We start from the raw sequence: 17,377 nt of genomic DNA on the forward strand, positions 1-17,377 counted from the left end.
GGGCCGGGCACCGGTCTTTTCGGGTGTTCCTAGGCTGCGATCAGGGGAATGCGGGTCCGCGGCTCAGCCGAAGATCTGCCACTCCGAGACCTGGCCGCCGTTCTGCACGTTGTTCGCGGTGAAGTTCAGCTGCACGTACCGGTAGGAGGTACCGGCCGGGAAGTTGATCGTCACCGTGTTGCCGGTCGACGGGTTCCAGGTGTACGTCGCCGAGGCGACGATCGTGGTCCACGTCGAGTCGTTCGTCGAACCGAGCACCGAGAGCGTCTGGGTGCGGGTCTGCCAGGCCGAGGGCGGCGGCAGGTCGATCACCGTGTCGCCCAGGGTCTGGGTCGAGCCCAGATCCACCGTCAGCGTGGCCGGCCAGCTGCCGTTCACGCTCTCCCAGTACGTACTGGTGTTGCCGTCGTTCGCGTTCGCCGGAGCGTACGTCTGGGTGTAGCTGGACGCGCTGATCGACTTGTTCAGGGCCAGGTTCGTCGTCGTGCTCGTGCCGGTGCCGGACAGCGGGACCGTCAGGGTGGCGTCGGTCGCGTTGCTCGACACGGTCAGGTTCGCCGAGTACGCCTGGGCGGCGGTCGGGGCGAAGGTGACCGAGACCGTGCACGAGGAGCCCGCGGCCAGGGAGCTGCCACAGGTGTTGGACTGCCCGAACCCGGACCCGGCCGAGACCGACGAGATCGACGCCGCGGCGTTGCCGGTGTTGGAGATCGTCACCGACTGCGCCGAGGAGGTCGAACCCACGGCCTCGTTGCCGAAGCTGAGCGAGGTCGGCGAGGCGGTGAGCGTCGCGGACGCGGCGGTGGTGCCGGTTCCGCTCAGCGCGACGGTCAGCGGGCTGTTCGTCGCGTTGCTGTTCACCGTGAGCGAGCCGGAGGCCGAGCCGGACGCGGTCGGGGTGAAGCTGACGCTCGCGGTGCACGAGGCGCCGGCGGCCAGCGAGCTGCCGCAGGTGTTCGTCTCAGCGAACGGCGACCCGGCGCTGACCGAGGAGATCGAGGCCGCGGCCGTGCCGGTGTTGGAGATCGTCACCGACTGCGCCGAGGAGGTCGAACCCACGGTCTGGTTCCCGAAGGAGAGCAGGGTCGGTGTCGCGCTCAACGTCGCGCTGCCGCTACTCGAACCGCTGCCCGGGAAGATCTCGAACTCGGAGACCTGCGCCGCGCTCCAGCCGGTGTTCCCGGTGAAGGACAGCTGCAGGTACTGGTCGTTCGTGCCGGACGGCAGGTTGAAGGACACGGTGTTGCCGGTGGACGGGTTGAAGGTGTAGGCGGTCGAGGGCACGACCGTCGTCCAGGAGCTGCCGTTGCTCGAGCCGAGCACCGAGAGCGTCTCGGTACGCGTCGCCCACGCGGTGGACGGCGGCAGGGTGAGGGTCACCGAGCCCAGCGAGAAGCTCTGGCCCAGGTTCGCCGTGAGGGTCTGCGGATAGGCCGCGCCGTCCAGGCTCTCCCAGTACGAGCTCGTATTCCCGTCGTTCGCGTTCGAGGCCGGGAAGCCGGAGGCCGTGCTGCTTCCGGTCATCGAGCCGGTGAGCGAGAGGTTCGTGCCGGAGGTCAGCCCGATACCGCTCAGGCCCGCGCCGATCGGGGTGGAGGTGGCGCTGTTGGCGATGGCCAGTTCACCGGTCTGCGACCCGCCCGTGGTCGGCGAGAAGGTCACCGACACCGTGCAGGAGCCGCCCGCCGCGATCGAGCTGCCGCAGGTGTTGGTCTGCGAGAACGCGCCGCTGGTGGTGATCGAGCTGATGGTCAGCGCGCTCTGGCTCGGGTTGGCCACGGTCACGCTCTGCGTCGCACTGTGCGCGCCGACGTTCACGTATCCGTAGGACAGGCTGCCCGGGGTGACCGTCGGCGGGTTGATCACGTTCGTTCCGCCGGTGCTGCCGATCAGCTGGACCACGGTCGGATTGCCCGGCTGGTTGCTCGGGATCGTGAGTGTGCCCTTGGTGATCCCGGAGGCCGGGGCGGTGAAGGAGACGTCCACCGAGCACCAGACCGAGTTGTCACCCGGCTCGGTCGCGCCCAGGGTGGTGCCGCAGGGGTCTGACGGGTCCTGGGTCACGGTGAAGCCGCTGCTCGGCGAGATCGAGCCGAGCGTCGCGGCGGCGCTGCCCTTGTTGAACACGGTGATCTGCTGGACCGGGGTGGCCTGGCCGACCGTCGCGTTCTCGAAGGTGGTCGTGGTCGGGAACACGTAGAGCGGGGCCGAGGCCGGCATCCCGCAGGTGCTCGAGCTCCAGCCCGAGTTGCCCGAGCCCTGAGTGATGGTGAAGTCGGAGGTGTTGGCGCAGTTCATCTGCCCCGACACGCCCACGTTGGTGGCGGTCAGGCCGGAGACCTCGATGGAGCCGGCCGCCTGCTCCTGCATCACGTACGTGCCGACGCCGTTGACGGTGTTGTTGTCGATGTTGACGTTCGTGATGGTGTTGCCGCCGTTGCCGGTCAGGACTCCGGAACCCGTGTACATCGTCGAGTTCTGGAACATGAAGGCCTCGTACGGGCTGTTGTTGATCTGGTTGTTCGTGATGTTGACCGTGGCGTTGAGCGACTCCTGCTGCGGCCAGAACCAGATGGCGCCGACGCCGTAGTCCCAGCCCGGGTCGAACTGCCCGTCCCGGTTGAGCACGTTGCCGCTGATGGTGATGGTGCCGGACATCGCGGTGGCGCCGAAGCGGTTGCCCAGGTGGATGCCGCCGCCGCGGGTGACGGTGTCCTGCAGCAGGTTGTTCGTCACGGTGATGTTGGAGCCGCCGTAGATCGCGACGTTGTTCGCGATGCCGGGCGAGTCCACGGTGTTCTGGGTGAAGGTGTCCGAGTCGTCGTTCGGACTCGCCCAGATGGCCAGGCCGTCGTCCTGGGTGTTGCGCAGGAAGCTGTTCTCCACCTCGGAGTTGTTGACGTTGCCGTCGAAGTTGACGCCGTCCGCGGTGGTGTCCTGGATCCGCACGCTGTTGATGGTCAGACCGGTGGTCGTGCCGGTGATCCACATGCCGACCTTGGTGTTCTGCACCCACACGTTGGAGACGGTGGTGTTGCTGAAGTTGCCGTTCAGGCCGTTGACCGAGCCGTCACCGTCGTTGCGCACGTTGACGGTGCCGAACAGCGAGAGGTCGTGGATGTTGTCGTTCCCGCCTCCGCCGTTGAGCTCCACGCTGGTGCCGGTGATCTCGGTGTACCACTCGCCCGCGCCGGCCAGGTTCAGTTTGTTCACCTGGAGCGGCGAGCTGATCTTGTACGTGCCCTGCGGCAGGTAGACGCCGGTTCCGGCGCTCTCGGCCGCGCTGATCGCGCTCTGCAGCTCACTGGTGACGTCGTTGACCCCGGTGTTGTCCACGTTGTACGGGGCCTGGGTCACGTTGATGTAGCCGGCCGGCGAGGCGAGCGGGGCGGCGACGTTCTCGAAGTCCGCGGTGTTGATGGCGTACCAGGGCGCGGTGTCCCCGGAGTCGATCTGCAGCTTGACCACGGTGCCGGCCTGCAGGGTCGAGCCGAACATGTAGCGCACGTCGTTGTAGAAGTCGTGCGGCGCGCTCACGTTCGGGTCGGTGACCTGCGGCGCGTTGTTCTCGGTGGGCGGGTTCGAGCCGTAGAGCCAGCTGTACTGCGAGGTCAGCGACAGGGCCGTGGTCAGCGTGTTGTTGACGTACAGGTCGAGCGGGGCGGTGATGCCGCCGCCGGAGAGCGAGTCGGGGATCGAGTAGTGGAAGTCCACCGCGTTCGCGGCGGTGGTCAGGGTGAAGGAGACGTACGAACCCTGACCGACCAGCTGGTCGACCACGCGTCCGGTGGCCTCGGAGGGCAGCGTGCCGAAATCGTAGTCGGGGCCGAGGATCGTGCCGTTGGTCGCCACGCCCGTACCGCCGGTCCCCGCGTTGAACTCGGTGAAGGGCACCGGCGCGCCGGCGGCGGTCGCGGCGTGCGCCGGGGCGGCGATGCCGAGTGCCGCGACGAACGGGGTGAGCAGGAGCGCGGCGGTCGCCGCGGCTCGGCGGCGGGGGGATGCCGGAGGGGAGGTCCGGGCTGTGCGTGGGCGCCGGGACGTCTTCGTCCTGAGCAGGTGCATGGAGTTCTACCCTTCGCGGGTGCACGGCCTGCGCGCAGGCAGGCCGGACACCAGTCATCGTGACCTGTGGGGGGAGCGATGGTGCGATGGAGCGATATCCAGCGCAGCGTAGGGCGAACGAAACTTCCATGCAATAGAGCTAGCCACTTGCAGTATAAATTTTACTCGTCCCTGCAAGTGGTTCGATCTCTACTGCAACTTCCGGACTCCGTCGAGGGGGTCCGCCAGCCGGTCGCCGGGTGCCACGGCAGCGGTGGCACCCAGCGATCGGTCAGGCCGCGTTGGCCGTCTTGCTCTCCCGCTTGATGGTGAGCTTGCCGTTCTTGATCTGGGCCAGCCTCGGCACCCGCTTGGACAGCGCCGAGTCGTGCGTGACCATGATCACGGTCAGGCCGAGATCCGCCCACAGCTTCTCGAGCAGCCCGAAGATGTCATCGCGGGTCTCCTCGTCCAGGTTGCCCGTCGGCTCGTCCGCCAGGATCACCTTCGGCTCCTTCACCAGCGCCCGCGCGATCGCCACACGCTGCTGCTGGCCACCGGACAGCTCCGTCTGCAGATGCCCCAGCCGCTCACCCAGACCCACGTCCGTCAGCGCCTTCGCCGCACGCTCACGCCGCTCCACCTTCGACACGCCCAACGGCACCAGCGCCGTCTCCACGTTCTCCTGCGCCGTGAGCGTCGGAATCAGGTTGAAGCCCTGGAAGATGTACCCGAAGTTCTGCGCCCGCAGCTTCGTCAGCGACATCTCCCCCATCTTCGCCATCTCCTGGCCGTCGAACTTCAACGACCCGCCCGTCGGCCGGTCCAGACCGCCCAACAGCTGCAACAGCGTCGACTTCCCATGACCCGTCGGACCCTGGATCGCCAGCATGTCGTTGTCCGGAATCACCACGTCCACACCCTGCAACGCGTGGACCTTCTCGTTCTTACCCTTACCGTCGTAGATCTTGGTAAGACCACTGATCTCATACATCTGTCGTTGTCCTTCGGAGTCTTAGGAGACCTTGGCCAGGGCGTCGGCCGGACGCAGCGAGGAGGCGCGCCAGCCGCCGGCGGCACCGGCGATCAGGCCGCCGAGGACCGCGAGGCCCACCGCGATCAGCAGGATGTTCAGGTGCACCGGCGCGGTCAGGTGCACGGTGATGTCGCTGCTGCCGCGCGCCGCGTTGCGGGCGCCGGCGAAGCCCGAGCCGCCGGTGCCGCCGGTCGCGCCGCCGGGGGCGCTACCGGTCGGGAAGCTGCCGCCGCCCGGGAAGCCGCCGCCGTTGGCGTTGCTGGCGCTGCTGGTGGAGGAGGAGGCGGACAGCGCCGGGGCGGCCTTGCCGATGGCGTAGGCGCCGAGGAAGCCGAGCCCGATGCCCAGCGCACCGCCGAACAGGCCCGTCACCACCGACTCGCCGATCACCTGGCGCACCACCCGGCGGGAGGTCCAGCCCAGGGCCTTGAGGGTGCCGAGCTCACGGGTGCGCCGGCCCACCGCGGAGAGCGTGAAGAGCACGGCGACCAGGAACGCGGCCAGCAGCACGCCGATCGCGAACCACTTGCCGAGGCTGTTGAGCAGCGAGGCGGTGGAGGCGAGCGAACCGGAGACCATGTTGGCCAGGTCGGCCGAGGTGGAGACGGTCGCGCCGGAGGCGTCCTTCTGGATCTCCGCGGCCACGGCGTCGATCTCGGTGCTGCTCGCGGCCTTGACGTAGACCGTGGTGACCTTGCCGGTCTCACTCGAGATCTTCTGCGCCTCGGCCAGCGGGATGAAGTAGTCCTCGGTGGACGAGGTGGTCACGATGCCCACGACGGTGAACTTGGTGCCGCCGAGGGTCTCGGTGGCGCCGACCTTGATCGTGTTCTGCGTCGCGTAGCTGGAGTTGACCAGCGCGACGGCCGCGCTCGCGTCCGCGTTCGCGAGGGTGCGCCCGGAGCTGAGCGAGAGGGTCGAGAGCGGACCCATGGACGAGTCGGACACGTCCACGCCCTGGATCGTGGTCGAGTTGAAGTCGAAGTTGCCCGACGGCGGCCCCGCGGAGAAGCTGCGCTGGGTGCCGCCCGAGCCGCCCCCGCCGGGGAAGCCGCCGGAACCGGAGCCTGGGCTCTGGGTCTGGGTCTCCTTGAAGCTCTGGGTGAGGGTTCCGGAGACCTTGAAGTCGGACAGGCTCAGGCTGCCGACCGCGCCGGAGACGCCGGAGGCGGTCTTGATCTTGTCCAGGGTGGTGGTGGCGATGGTGCCGGTGCCCGGCTCCACCGTCGCGCGGTCCTGGGTGGCCGTGGTGGTCTTGGTACCGGTGGCGGTCTGGCTCTGCCCGGTGATACCGAAGCCCTGCGTCCCGCCCGTGCCGCGCACCGCGGTCTGCGTGACGGTGATGTCGGTGCCGACGCCGTAGAGCGACTGGAGCACGCTGGCCTGGGCGGCCTTGGCCCCGTTGGACGCGGCGTTGACCGAGATGGCCAAGCCGATGCCGACCGCGAGACCGAGTGCGATCACGAAGGCCTGGCGGCTGCGCCTGCGCAGTTCTCGGCGCAGATAAGTAAGGAACATCGAAGGTCCTTGACGATTGGTGGAACGGGCTGATGCGGGCACGAAGAAGGCCGGGGCGGGGCGGGCCCCAGTCCCCGGCGCAGCGTGAGAATCTAAGCTCGTCTTCTCTAGTCCGACTGAGCTGACCATGAGATTGCGATGAATCCTTGACCGGGTTCCCATGAGCGCCGGTTTCGGAACCGGTGCCGGGACGCCGCGGGCACCTCGCATATCGGGATTGATCGGGGGAACCCGGGGCGGATGTACATGCTCCGAGCTCCGGGGGTTTACGCGGCGCAGGGCGACACGTTCATGCTGCTGTCCTCACTGCGGTGCGAGCGGGTCGGCCCGGGCACACGGGTGCTGGACGTGGGCACCGGCAGCGGGGCGCTGGCGGTCGAGGCGGCCCGGCTCGGCGCGGAGGTGACCGCGGTCGACGTCTCGCGCCGGGCCCTTGGCACGGCCTGGGTGAACGCGGCGCTGCGCGGCTCGCGCATCGCGGTGCACGCCGGGGACCTGTTCGAGCCGGTCCGCGGGCAGCGCTTCGACCTGGTCCTGTCCAATCCGCCCTACGTGCCGGGCTCGGCCCCGCACCTGCCGACCCGGGGCGCCGCCCGCGCCTGGGAGGCCGGGCTGCGCGGGCGCGCCCTGCTCGACCGGCTGTGCCGCGACGTGCCCGGGGTGCTCGCCCCCGGCGGCGTGGTGCTGGTGGTGCACTCCGCGCTGTGCGACGTGGCCGCGACCCGCTCGGCACTCGAACGCGGCGGGCTGCTTACGCGCGTGGAGCGGCGGATGCGCCAGCCCTTCGGACCCGTGATGCGGGCGCGGGCGGACTGGTTCGAGAGCCAGGGCCTGATCGGACCCGGGGAGCGCGAGGAGGAACTGGTGGTGGTGCGCGGTGAGCAGGCCCGGTGACGCCGCATCAGCACACGGCGATCCAGAACGCCGCAACACGGCCTCGTCGCGCGGCCGTCGTCGCGTGGTGATGCCCGAGGACGTCGGCCCGATCCTGTTGCAGGGCCCGGTCGAGGTGGTGCTGGACGACGGCGAGGTGCGCACCTGCGAGCGGCCGATGGTGGCGCTGTGCACGTGCCGGCGCAGCCGCACCTTCCCGTTCTGCGATACCAGCCACCGCCGGCGCGCCCGGCCGTCAGCCGGTGGCGGCCGCGCCGGGCAGCGCGATACGCAGTGAGCTGCGACCGGCCTGCCAGTGCGCGACGGCGTGCTCACCGAACCGGCGCTCGGCCAGATCGCTCGCGGCCAGGCCGAAGGCGATGTCGGCTTCGATTTCCGGCTCGTCCTGGAGAAGGGCGCCGATGACCTCGCGGCGCACGAGTTGTTCGTGCACCGCGTCCGCCTCGATGTGCTCCCGGTAGAAGCGCGTGCCCGCCTCGCCCGCGCCGAGCCGCTCCAGCGCGGCGGTCAGTCGGCGCGACCCCGGCGACGAGGTGATCTCGACCCCGGCGAACTGGCCGACGAGCGCGCCCCGGTGCTCGCGGTGCAGCCCGAACAGCGACATCAGGTTCACCACGGCCAGCGCCTCGGCCGGTGCGGCCTCGACGTACGCGCCGTACCGCGGGTCCAGGTCGAGGTCGCGCATCATCTCGGCGAACAGACGGGAGTGCACGCGGCCCGGGTGCCCGGCGCCGTACTCGTCGAACTCGATGGCCACGAGCGCCGCCTGGGACCGGCCGTGCAGCCGCGGGATCGCAAAGGCCTGCGGATCAGCCTCCTTCAGGTGGTAGAGCGAACGCTGCGCCACGTATTCGCGGGCCTGCCACCGTTCGCCGTGCTCCAGCAGGAAGTAGGACGGCCCGGAGCCGGTGGCCGGCTCCACCAGCAGCGCCTCGAGCTGCTCCGGCAGCGGCGTCACCGGCCCGAGCTCGGCCCGCATCGCGGCCAGGAACCGCTCTTCCAGGCGCGCACGCAAGGCCAGCAGCGACGGGTCCCACTCCCAGCGCGCATCCACGTCCGCGAACCCGCGGTAGTGCAGTTCGTAGCAGATGTAGAGGGCGAGCTGGTGGTCTCCGCCGAGAGGGTCACCCGTCTCGCAGGGCTCTGTGTTTCCGGCCTGGAGCGCGGGCGTCGGCGCGCGCTCGCCCGCAGGCTCGGCGAGCCGCTCGACCAGCCGCGCGCTGACCGGGCCGCGGGGTGCGGGCAACGGCGGTGCGGCGGCAGCGGCGACACCCATGTCAGATCACGCTCCTCGCTCCGGGCCACTCGGTCTGCTCGGTCTGCGGGACGGGCACGGGTGTGCGCGTGGTGGGCGGCGTGCGCAGGTCCAGCACACAGCACTTGGGGCCGCCGCCGGCCTTGAGCAGTTCCTCGACCTCGACCGGGATCGGCTCGAAGCCGCGCTGCGCCAGCCGCTGCGCGAGCCCGGTCGCGGCCGCGGGCAGCACCACCCGCCGCCCGTCGCTGATCGCGTTCAGGCCGAACACCGCGGCGTCGGCGTCGTCGGCCTCGAGGGAGTCGGGAAACAGCGACCGCAGCACCCGCAGGCTCTGTGGGCTGAACGCGCCCGGGTAGTACATGATCTCGCGCTCGTTCAGCACGGCCAGCGCGGTGTCCAGGTGGAAGAAGCGCGGGTCGGTGAGGGTCAGCCCGACGACCGGAAGACCGAAGTACGAGCTCGTCTCCTCGTGCGAGGACGAGTCGGTGCGCAGCCCGTGCCCGGCCAGGATCATGCCGTTGGCCACGAGGTGATCGCCCTGTCCCTCGTTCACGCCGCGGGCCCGCGCCACCGGCTGGTAGCCGTTCTCCCGGAACCAGTGCTCGAACAACGCCGACTCGCCGGCCCGCTGCGGGCAGCGGAAGGTCGCGACCAGCACGCGCCCGTCGATCACGGTGGCGGCGTTGGCGGTGAACACCATGTCCGGCAGTCCGCGCCGGGCCGGGGCCTGCACGACGACGTGGCCGAGTTCCTTGAGCACCTCGCGCAGCTCGCGCCACTGCGTGCCGGCCCGCTCCGAGTCCACCGGGCGGCCCGGGTCCATCCACGGGTTGATGGCGTACTGCACGCCGAAGTGGTCCGGCGGGCACATCAGGTAGGCCCGGGAGATCGGGGGTGTGGGCATCCTCATCGTCGGCTCCCTTCTCGCCGCTCGGCGGGGCTCAGCGCTGCCGGTAGCGTTCGAGGTCTGTTTCGCGCGGGGTCAGTCCGTGTCCCGGCGCGTCCACGCGCGCGGTGATCGAGAGCGAGCTGTTCGCGCCGGGGCGCGGCAGGTCCGGCCGTACCCGACGGTGTGGTCCGAGGCCCGCGCCGTGACCGGCACCACGGTGGCGGCCTCCCAGGCCGGCCTGCCGTCCGCCTCGGGCTCGGCGGCGGGCACGGTGTACGCGCCGCCTCCGGATGGGTCACGATCGGCTGCTCGCCGCCGCGCGCGTCGGCTTCGGTCCGGCCGGCCATCCGTCCTCCTCAGCTCGCGCCGCCGTCGGCGCGGAACCGCCCAGTGCCCCGCCCGCCGCGCCGCAAACCGATCTTCCCGCGCCGGTCAGTCGGAGGAGACCAGGCTGCGCGGCCACAGCCTGCGGGAACGCACCATGTCGGCCTCCACCGCGTAGAGCGTGAGCTGCGCCTGGAGCGCGAACCAGGCGAGCAGCCCGAGGACCAGGCCGAAGGTGCCGTAGAGCGCGGAGGCGTTGCGCAGCGAGTGCGCCACCACGTAGCCCCCGACGTACTGCAGCACCTGCCACACCACCGCCGACAGGACGGCCCCGAGCCGCAGATCGCGCCAGGTGACCGCGCCGGCCGTGGCGGTGCGCAGGCCGAGCCAGAACAGCCCGATGTTCAGCAGCAGCGACACCACCAGGAGCAGGACCCTGCCCCAGGCGCCGAGCACAGTGTGGCCGCTCCACGAGCTGATACCGGACAGCGCCGTGGTGACCAGCACGCCGAGCCCGATGATCGCGATCAGGGCGAAGCTGCGCAGCCAGGATCCGGGAAACCCCGGGCGTTCCTTGCGCGGCACACCCCAGACCTCGTTCATCGCGTTCTGCATCGCGTTGGCGACCCCGCGGGCGCCCAAGAAAGTGAAGATCAGTCCGACGATCAGACCGAAGCCGCTGCGACCGAGCGAGTGCACGTTCGCCCGCAACTGGTCGCCGATCACCGGGAACTCGATCAGCGCCGAGTTCAGCACGTCCTGCTGCAACGCCGGGTTCCCGGCCAGCACCATGCCGAGCACGGTGACCAGCACCAGCAGCAGCGGAAAGGTGGACAGGAACGCGTAGTACGCCAGCAGCGCGGCCAGGCTGCCGGCCTGGTCGTCGTTGAACTTGCGCCAGACGGCGACCGGGAAGGCCAGCACCCGGTGCCGCTGCTGGAACGCGTCCACCGCCGTGATCATGCCCTTCAGCACTGTGCCCCGCCCCTCGGTCTCGTCCGGCCGGCTGCTTCCTCAAAGATCCCGCAAAGATCACCGATTTCCGGCATCCGGCGCGGGACGCGCGGCCGTGAAGTCCTCCTGAAGGCTGAAGGAGGGTCGGCACCCGGCTCAGGGGCCGAGGCCTGCGGAGGCCGGGTACGGGCCGCACGTGCGGTCCCGCCCCGGCCTGTCCACGTCCAGTCCGCTGCCGTCCGGCTCGCGGCCTTCCAGTCCGCTGCCGTCCGGTCAGCCGGCGGCGCGCCCGAGCTGCGACTTGTTCATCTTCGAACGTCCCTCCACGCCGCGGCGCCCGGCCTCGGCGTAGAGCCGGCGGTAGGTCGGGCCGCCCGGCCCGCGGTGCGAGCGCAGCCCGCCGCGCCGCCACCTACGCAGGAGGCTGATTCCTCTGCCGCGGTACGCGCGGCGGCGCCCGACCGAGGTCGGACGCCGCCCGTTCGCCGTCTCCCGCGTCACTTGGCCAGGAAGTCCAGCAGGTCCTTGTCGAACTGCTCCTTGTACCCGGGCACCAGGACGAGGCCGTGCGCGCCGCCGGGGTAGACCTTCAAGGTCGCGTCCGGGATGATCTTCACGGACTTGTGGGCGGTGGCGTCGATCGGGACGACCTGGTCGTCGTCGCCGTGGACGATCAGGGTGGGGACGTCGAACTTCTTCAGGTCGTCGGTGAAGTCCGTGTTCGCGAACGCGTCCACGCAGGCGACGCCGCCCTCGACGGTCTCCTGCATGGCCATGTACCAGAACTCGTCCTTGTTGCCCTGGGTGACCTTGTTGCCGTCCCGGTTGGCCCCGAAGAACACGACCGCGGTCTCGTGCCAGAACTGCGAGCGCTCGGCCACGATGCCCTGCTTGAGCTGCTGGAAGACCTCGTTCGGCACGCCCTCGGGGTTGTTCGGGCCCTGCAGCATGAGCGGCGTGATCGCGGAGAGCAGCACCGCCGAGTGCAGCCGGCCGGTGCCGTGCCGCCCGATGTAGCGGGCCAGTTCGCCACCGCCCATCGAGTGCGCCACCAGCGTCACGTCCCGCAGGTCGAGCCCGGTGATCAGGTCGTTGAGATCGTCCGCGAAGGTGTCCCAGTCGTACCCGTCGTACACCGGCGTCGAGCGCCCGTGCCCGCGCCGGTCGTGCGCGATACCGCGGTATCCGGCATCGGCCACCGCCTTGAGCTGGCTCTGCCACGCGTCGCCGCTCAGCGGCCACCCGTGGATGAACACCACCGGGCGCCCGGAGCCCCAGTCCTTGTAGAAGATCTCCACGCCGTCTCGGGTCTTGCAGAAGGGCATCGTCCTTCTCCTTCGCGGTCGAGCGGAACCCCCGACCCACGCTAAGCCACGCCTCGGGCACCCGCACGACCCGCGCCGACGGCGGCTTCGGCTGTTCGGTGGGCCCGGCTCGGCCCGTCCGCGGGCTGGGGCCTGGGCGACGTGGCGCGGGGCGAGCACGCCCGCGCAGCGGCCGTCGCGGTCGAGGACGAGCAGGTGCCGGCAGCCTCCGGAGACGAAACGGGCCACCACTTCGCGCAGCGTGGCGTCCTCGGCGATGACGCCGGCCACCGGGCGCATCAGGTCACGGGCGGTGAGCGCGCCGAGGTCGGTGGCGGATCCGGGGGCGAGAGTCCGTGTCGTCGTCATGGCTCCATGCTGCGGCGCGGCGGGCCGGATGGACAGGGACTTGCGACGTGTGGGTTCGGGACCAAAGTCCCTGGGCGCGCCGCGCGGCGGGCGAGATCGTCGGTGTGCACCGGAATCCGGCTTCGGTATCAGTCCCCGCAGACAGGAGCGCACGATGACTCAGTATCTTGACGCGCAGGCCGACCTCGACGAGTACGACGTGGACGGGCAGGCGCCGCACCGGGTGATCGTGGGCGTGGACGCGTCGGCCCACGCCGCGCACGCCGCCGGGTGGGCCGCCGAGGAAGCGCTGCGCCGAGGCGTCCCGCTCACCCTCGTGCACGCGATCGACCTGCCGGGCGCCTCCTCCTGGCCGGTCGCGCCGCCCGCCTACGCGCAGTTCCGCCGCGCCGACGGGCAGAAGCTGCTGGACGCGGCCGCGGCCGACGTCCGGGCACGCTTCCCCGGGCTGAGCGTGCAGACCGAGCTGTCCGAGCTCTCCGCCGCACACACACTCAGCGCCCTGAGCGAGGAGGCGGCGCTGCTGGTGACGGGGACGCGCGGGCACGGCGGATTCACCGGGCTGCTGCTGGGCTCGGTCAGCCGGAAGCTGGCCGCGCACGGGCACTGCCCGCTGGTGGTGGTGCGCGCGGCGGCGGCCGAGACCGAGGCGGCGCCCGGCGCGGAGGCCGGCGACGAGGTGCTGCTCGGGGTCGAGCCGGACCAGCCGGAGTCGGCCGTCCGCTTCGCCTTCGCGGCCGCGGCGCGCTACGGGGCGACGCTGCGGGCGGTGCGGGTGTGGTGGCCGGTCGCGATCTACACCGGCCCGTCCGGCGGCTACTACGAGGACGTGACCCGCACCCCGGCCGAGGAGGCCGCGGACGTCGAGCAGCTGCTCGCACCGGTGCGCGCCGCGTTCCCCCAGGTGAAGGTGGAGATCAGCGCCGTGCGCGGCAACGCCGTTGCGGAACTGGTCGACGCGGCCCGCGCGGCCCGGCTCGTGGTCGTCGGCGCGCACCGGTACCACGGCCCGCTGGCCGTCGGCGCGGGCTACGTCGTCGAGGGAATGCTCGCGCACTCCCCCGTGCCGGTGGCCGTCGTCCCCGCCGCGTGAGCGACCTACGCCGGGGCGACAGGCTACTTCGACGCGTACTTCTGCAGCCCGGCCTGCACTTCCGGCACGTCCATCACCGGAATGAGGTCGATCTTCACGTCGAGCGCCTGGAAGAAGGGCTCGGCGACGCTCGGGATGTCGGTGGCGTCCTTCAGGTCGAAGACGATGAACGCGGTCCGCCGGCCGTCCTTCGCCCCGAAGTACGCCGCCTCGGGCTTGATCCGCTCGAAGGCCGACATCATGATCTCGCCCAGCTTGTTCTCGGCGATGGCCTTGTTGGCCTTGTCCGTGTCCATCTCGACCGTCATGAGCATGCGCATGGCGCGTTACCTCCTGGGTGGCCGGTGCGGCCTTCTGCGGTACGTTCGGTCTGTCGGGACTCAGCCTCTCCTCGCCCGCGTCCACGCGCCGGTCGGGCGGGTACGCCGAGGCTCGGCCGCTGCGCCGTGCGGGTAGCGTGGGAATCCGCCCACGCACGGAAGCGGGCCGGCCGCGGCCCGGCAACGAGGAGAAGGAACGGATGAACGACATCAGCGCCTACCGGGACCTCCCGCCCACCACGCTCGCGGACCTCCTCGACCGGTCGCAGATCATGGATATCGGTGTCCGCCCGCTGTGGACGCCCGCGCCGCACCTGGCCGGCCCGGCCTACCCGGTGCGCTGCGTGCCCGGCGACAACCTCATGCTGCACGCCGCGATCTACCGGGCCGAGCCGGGCTCGGTCATCGTCGTCGAGTCCGGAGACCTGGACTACGCGCTCGCCGGCGGCAACGTCTGCGCGGTCGCGCAGCGGCGCGGCGTCGCGGGGTTCGTGCTGGACGGGCTGGTCCGGGACATCGCCGAGGTGCGCGAGGCCGGGTTCCCGGTGTACGGGCGCGGCGTGATCCCGATCCCGGGCACCAAGAGGCAACTCGGCGCCCTCGGCGAGCCGGTCACCGTCGGCGGTGTGCTCATCCGGCCCGGCGACATCGTCGTGGCCGACGAGGACGGCGTGGCCGTGGTGCCCGCCGAACGCGGCAACGAGGTCCTGGCCGCGGCCCGGGCGAAGCTGGCGAAGGAGGCCGGGGAGAGCCTCGACGACTGGGAGCGCCAGCACCACGCCCGGATCGAGAAGGCTCTCAGCGAACTGGGTCACGTAGGCCGGTAGCCTGCCGCAACGGGCCGCCGCGATCGCTCAGTCCCGCGTGATCGCGGCGACGACCTCAAGGTAGCGGTGCACCAGGCGGCGGGTCTCGGCGTGGCCGAGGACCGAGGAAAGCAGGGAACGCAGACGCTCGAGCGGCGCCGGATCCGGCGGCGCGCCGAGCATCGCGGCCATGCCGGCGGCGTGCTCCAGCATGCCCCGTGCGACGAACTTCGCCGCGAGGGGCAGCATCGCCAGGACGAACTCCTCCGGGTCCGGGACGGGGTCGGGGTGCGGATCCGGGCGGCCGCGACCGATCTGGTCGAGCGACTGCCGCAGATCGAGTGTCCCCTGCGCCCCGGTCCCGCGCAGCGCCCGCGCGTCACTGGGCACCGGCCGGCTCGCAGGCCACGTATACCAGTCGACCCACAGTGGCAGCGGGCCGAGGTCGTAGAGGGCTCCGACATACCCGCCACCGACCGGACCGTTCCCGGGATTGCGCACCGTGACCAACGCGCCCTCGAGGATCGGCGCGCCGTCGACCACGATCAGGTCGACGTCGCTCCACTCGTCCCCCTGCCCGCGGCCCAGGGAACCCGCGAGCCACACCGACCGCGCGTCCACGCACGCGACGGCCTGCGCCAGCCAGCGTTCTCGCGCCGGCGGCAGCGCGGCGAGCAGGGCCCGGGCCTCGTGTGGGGTCATGGCGATGGAGGTTACCGAGTCCTGACGACCCGAGTGAACGGCTTTAGTGGACCGAGAAACCGCCGTCCACGAACAGTATCTGGCCGGTGACGAAGCGGGCGGCTTCGGAGGCGAGGAAGACGGCGGCGCCGCGGAAGTCGTCGGGGACGCCGTTGCGGTTGACCATGTGGCGGGCGGCGAGGGCGGCCACGCGCTGCTCGTCGCGGGCGGTCTGCTCGGTGAGGGGAGTGAGTACGAAGCCGGGGATGATCGTGTTGACGCACACGCCGCGGGCGGACCAGGCCTCGGCCTGGGAGCGGGTCAGGCCGGCCAGGGCGGCCTTGGCCGCGCCGTAGCCGCCGCTGTTGCCGAACGCGGAGATCGACTGCTGCGATCCCACGTTGATGATCCGGCCCCAGCCGCGCTCGGCCATCTTCGGGGCGAAGCGCTGTCCGAGCAGGAACGGCGCGTCCACGTCCGCGGCGAACTGGGAGTCCCACTGCTCCACGGTGTGTTCGTCCAGGTGCGGCCGGTACATCACGGCCGCGCAGTTGACCAGGATGTCGATCTCGCCGACGAGTCCGACCGCCTCCTCGGCGGCGCGGGCGAGCTCGGCGCGGTCGCCGATGTCGGCGCTCACGGCGTGTGCCTCGCCGCCCGCCTCGGTGATCCGCGCCACGGCCTCGCGCAGCGGACCCTCCCGCCGGGCCAGCAGCACCGTCCGCGCCCCGGCGCCCGCGATGGCCTCGGCCATCGCCGCGCCGATCCCCGAGCTGCCGCCGGTCACCAGGGCGCTGCGCCCGCGCAGCGAGAAGAGGTCTTCGATCATGGTCATGGCCGCACTCTAACAAGCCGCGCGGTACGGACGGACGGGCGGGCCGGGCGAATGGAGGCGAAAGATATACACATGTCATCGCGGACGTCTTTTGAAATTTTCTTTAGCCTGGTACGGTAAGAGGTATTCCGTGAATTGATTTGTTAACCTCGGCGCATGAGCATCGAGCGCCAGATCTCCTATCACGATCTCGAAACCCCGCTTCAGGGTTATCTCCACCTTCCGGAACACCACACCGCGCCGCTGCCGGGAATCGTGTTGATTCACGGGGCCGGCGGCCTCGACGCGCACCCGCGCGAGCAGGCCGGGCGGTACGCGGATCTCGGCTACGCGGTCCTGGCCGTCGACATGTTCGGGCCCGTGTGGGGCACCGGGCGGGAGAACTTGGTCGCGTACCTCAAGGAACTGCGAGACGAGCCCGATCTGCTGGTGCGGCGCGTGGCGGCGGGACTTTCCGCGCTGGGTCAGTGTGCTGAGTCCGACGGACGGTTCGCGGCGGTGGGCTTCTGCTTCGGCGGGATGGCCGCGCTCACCCTGGCCCGGGCCGGGCTGGAGCTGACCGCGGCGGTCAGCCTGCACGGCTCGCTCGCCACCGTCCGCCCGGCCGAGGCCGGCGGGGTGCGGGCCCGGCTGCTGGTGTGCCACGGGGCGCGCGACCCGCACGTGCCGATGGCCGACGTCGCCGCGTTCTCCGAGGAGATGATCGCCGCCGACGCGGACTGGCGGCTCGTCGTGTATGGCCGGGCCGTGCACGGATTCACCCATCGCGACGCGGTGCCCGGCGCGCCCGGCCAGATCCCGGGCGTCGGGTACGACCAGGACGCGGACGAGCTCTCCTTCGCCGAGGCACGGGAGTTCCTGGCGGCATCGTTCACCCGGGTGGCGTAATCCGAGGACGGCCGCCCAGCGGGCGGCCGGTGGGCGGCGGGCGTGGGCCGCGCGAGGGCGCAGCGGCGGTGGAAGACTCGGGAGGGCGGTTCAACGCCTAGGTTATGAGGGGTCTGACCTGCGATGACGCTTTGCGCGAGAACCTTCCCCGGCAAGTGGTGCGC

15 protein-coding genes and 2 pseudogenes are annotated in these 17,377 nt (G+C 71.0%); 5 read left to right on the top strand and 12 right to left on the bottom strand.

The annotated features are described in order from the left end of the window. Window positions 1-63 precede the first annotated feature (63 nt). From KDL01_RS15635 to KDL01_RS15645, 3 genes are all read right to left on the bottom strand, one after another. Window positions 64-4,065: a choice-of-anchor D domain-containing protein gene (locus KDL01_RS15635; protein WP_212529222.1), complete on the bottom strand. Its 4,002-nt coding sequence runs from the start codon at window positions 4,063-4,065 to the stop codon at window positions 64-66. A 271-nt stretch (window positions 4,066-4,336) separates the two neighbouring features. Then, on the bottom strand, window positions 4,337-5,038 hold the full coding sequence (locus tag KDL01_RS15640) for an ABC transporter ATP-binding protein (protein WP_212529223.1): 702 nt from the start codon (window positions 5,036-5,038) through the stop codon (window positions 4,337-4,339). A gap of 21 nt (window positions 5,039-5,059) precedes the next feature. Continuing rightward, window positions 5,060-6,598 (bottom strand): ABC transporter permease, encoded by a 1,539-nt coding sequence (locus tag KDL01_RS15645; RefSeq protein WP_212529224.1) that lies wholly within the window; start codon window positions 6,596-6,598, stop codon window positions 5,060-5,062. A 240-nt stretch (window positions 6,599-6,838) separates the two neighbouring features. Between KDL01_RS15645 and KDL01_RS15650 the strand changes: the two genes are divergently transcribed. After that, window positions 6,839-7,492 (top strand): HemK2/MTQ2 family protein methyltransferase, encoded by a 654-nt coding sequence (locus KDL01_RS15650; RefSeq protein ID WP_212529225.1) that lies wholly within the window; start codon window positions 6,839-6,841, stop codon window positions 7,490-7,492. Window positions 7,493-7,562: 70 nt separating this feature from the next. After that, window positions 7,563-7,769 carry a CDGSH iron-sulfur domain-containing protein gene (locus KDL01_RS15655; protein ID WP_212529226.1) on the top strand — a complete coding sequence of 69 codons (207 nt, stop codon included), beginning with the start codon at window positions 7,563-7,565 and terminating at the stop codon, window positions 7,767-7,769. Here the strand turns inward: KDL01_RS15655 and KDL01_RS15660 are convergent. From KDL01_RS15660 to KDL01_RS45940, 6 genes and pseudogenes are all read right to left on the bottom strand, one after another. After that, a complete protein-coding gene (locus KDL01_RS15660) occupies window positions 7,728-8,768 on the bottom strand; it encodes an iron-containing redox enzyme family protein (RefSeq protein WP_212529227.1) in 1,041 nt (346 codons plus the stop codon). The two genes, KDL01_RS15655 and KDL01_RS15660, sit on opposite strands and share 42 nt — an antisense overlap. A 1-nt stretch (window position 8,769) precedes the next feature. Then, a pseudogene (ddaH, locus tag KDL01_RS15665) lies at window positions 8,770-9,714 on the bottom strand (dimethylargininase); the annotation flags it as partial. Window positions 9,715-10,071: 357 nt separating this feature from the next. Next, entirely contained in the window at window positions 10,072-10,938 is an 867-nt protein-coding gene (locus KDL01_RS15670) for a YihY/virulence factor BrkB family protein (RefSeq protein WP_307846347.1), read from the bottom strand. A 252-nt stretch (window positions 10,939-11,190) separates the two neighbouring features. Then, on the bottom strand, window positions 11,191-11,418 hold the full coding sequence (locus KDL01_RS15675; protein ID WP_212529229.1) for a hypothetical protein: 228 nt from the start codon (window positions 11,416-11,418) through the stop codon (window positions 11,191-11,193). After that, complete coding sequence (locus KDL01_RS15680) at window positions 11,415-12,242, bottom strand: alpha/beta fold hydrolase (protein WP_368861577.1); 828 nt, start codon at window positions 12,240-12,242, stop codon at window positions 11,415-11,417. Before KDL01_RS15680 ends, KDL01_RS15675 begins: the two co-directional genes overlap by 4 nt. A gap of 141 nt (window positions 12,243-12,383) precedes the next feature. Next, window positions 12,384-12,590, bottom strand: a pseudogene (locus KDL01_RS45940) (CBS domain-containing protein); the annotation flags it as partial. Between the two features lie 154 nt (window positions 12,591-12,744). On the opposite strand from KDL01_RS45940, the gene KDL01_RS15685 reads away from it, so the two are divergent. Continuing rightward, window positions 12,745-13,683, top strand: a complete 939-nt coding sequence (locus KDL01_RS15685) for a universal stress protein (RefSeq protein WP_212529231.1) — start codon at window positions 12,745-12,747, stop codon at window positions 13,681-13,683. 23 nt (window positions 13,684-13,706) lie between these two features. Here KDL01_RS15685 and KDL01_RS15690 read toward each other — a convergent pair whose 3' ends face one another. Beyond that, entirely contained in the window at window positions 13,707-14,003 is a 297-nt protein-coding gene (locus tag KDL01_RS15690; protein WP_212529232.1) for a DUF3303 family protein, read from the bottom strand. Between the two features lie 200 nt (window positions 14,004-14,203). On the opposite strand from KDL01_RS15690, the gene KDL01_RS15695 reads away from it, so the two are divergent. After that, entirely contained in the window at window positions 14,204-14,830 is a 627-nt protein-coding gene (locus tag KDL01_RS15695; protein ID WP_246576495.1) for an RraA family protein, read from the top strand. Window positions 14,831-14,857: 27 nt separating this feature from the next. Here KDL01_RS15695 and KDL01_RS15700 read toward each other — a convergent pair whose 3' ends face one another. Then, on the bottom strand, window positions 14,858-15,511 hold the full coding sequence (locus KDL01_RS15700; protein ID WP_212529233.1) for a hypothetical protein: 654 nt from the start codon (window positions 15,509-15,511) through the stop codon (window positions 14,858-14,860). 43 nt (window positions 15,512-15,554) lie between these two features. Next, window positions 15,555-16,325 carry an SDR family NAD(P)-dependent oxidoreductase gene (locus KDL01_RS15705; RefSeq protein WP_212529234.1) on the bottom strand — a complete coding sequence of 257 codons (771 nt, stop codon included), beginning with the start codon at window positions 16,323-16,325 and terminating at the stop codon, window positions 15,555-15,557. A gap of 156 nt (window positions 16,326-16,481) precedes the next feature. Here KDL01_RS15705 and KDL01_RS15710 point away from each other — a divergent pair, with 156 nt between their 5' ends. After that, window positions 16,482-17,213, top strand: coding sequence for a dienelactone hydrolase family protein (locus KDL01_RS15710; protein ID WP_212529235.1), 732 nt, complete (start codon window positions 16,482-16,484; stop codon window positions 17,211-17,213). The last annotated feature ends 164 nt before the right edge of the window (window positions 17,214-17,377 follow it).

This window comes from Actinospica durhamensis, assembly GCF_018139695.1.
GTDB lineage: Bacteria > Actinomycetota > Actinomycetes > Streptomycetales > Catenulisporaceae > Actinospica > Actinospica durhamensis.

Bases quoted from the DNA above. Each gene is read 5' to 3' on its own strand.
- KDL01_RS15635 (WP_212529222.1), bottom strand. From the start codon at position 4,065: ATGCACCTGCTCAGGACGAAGACGTCCCGGCGCCCACGCACAGCCCGG.
- KDL01_RS15640 (WP_212529223.1), bottom strand. From the start codon at position 5,038: ATGTATGAGATCAGTGGTCTTACCAAGATCTACGACGGTAAGGGTAAG.
- KDL01_RS15645 (WP_212529224.1), bottom strand. From the start codon at position 6,598: ATGTTCCTTACTTATCTGCGCCGAGAACTGCGCAGGCGCAGCCGCCAG.
- KDL01_RS15650 (WP_212529225.1), top strand. From the start codon at position 6,839: ATGTACATGCTCCGAGCTCCGGGGGTTTACGCGGCGCAGGGCGACACG.
- KDL01_RS15655 (WP_212529226.1), top strand. From the start codon at position 7,563: ATGCCCGAGGACGTCGGCCCGATCCTGTTGCAGGGCCCGGTCGAGGTG.
- KDL01_RS15660 (WP_212529227.1), bottom strand. From the start codon at position 8,768: ATGGGTGTCGCCGCTGCCGCCGCACCGCCGTTGCCCGCACCCCGCGGC.
- KDL01_RS15680 (WP_368861577.1), bottom strand. From the start codon at position 12,242: ATGCCCTTCTGCAAGACCCGAGACGGCGTGGAGATCTTCTACAAGGAC.
- KDL01_RS15685 (WP_212529231.1), top strand. From the start codon at position 12,745: ATGACTCAGTATCTTGACGCGCAGGCCGACCTCGACGAGTACGACGTG.
- KDL01_RS15690 (WP_212529232.1), bottom strand. From the start codon at position 14,003: ATGCGCATGCTCATGACGGTCGAGATGGACACGGACAAGGCCAACAAG.
- KDL01_RS15695 (WP_246576495.1), top strand. From the start codon at position 14,204: ATGAACGACATCAGCGCCTACCGGGACCTCCCGCCCACCACGCTCGCG.
- KDL01_RS15700 (WP_212529233.1), bottom strand. From the start codon at position 15,511: ATGACCCCACACGAGGCCCGGGCCCTGCTCGCCGCGCTGCCGCCGGCG.
- KDL01_RS15705 (WP_212529234.1), bottom strand. From the start codon at position 16,325: ATGACCATGATCGAAGACCTCTTCTCGCTGCGCGGGCGCAGCGCCCTG.
- KDL01_RS15710 (WP_212529235.1), top strand. From the start codon at position 16,482: ATGAGCATCGAGCGCCAGATCTCCTATCACGATCTCGAAACCCCGCTT.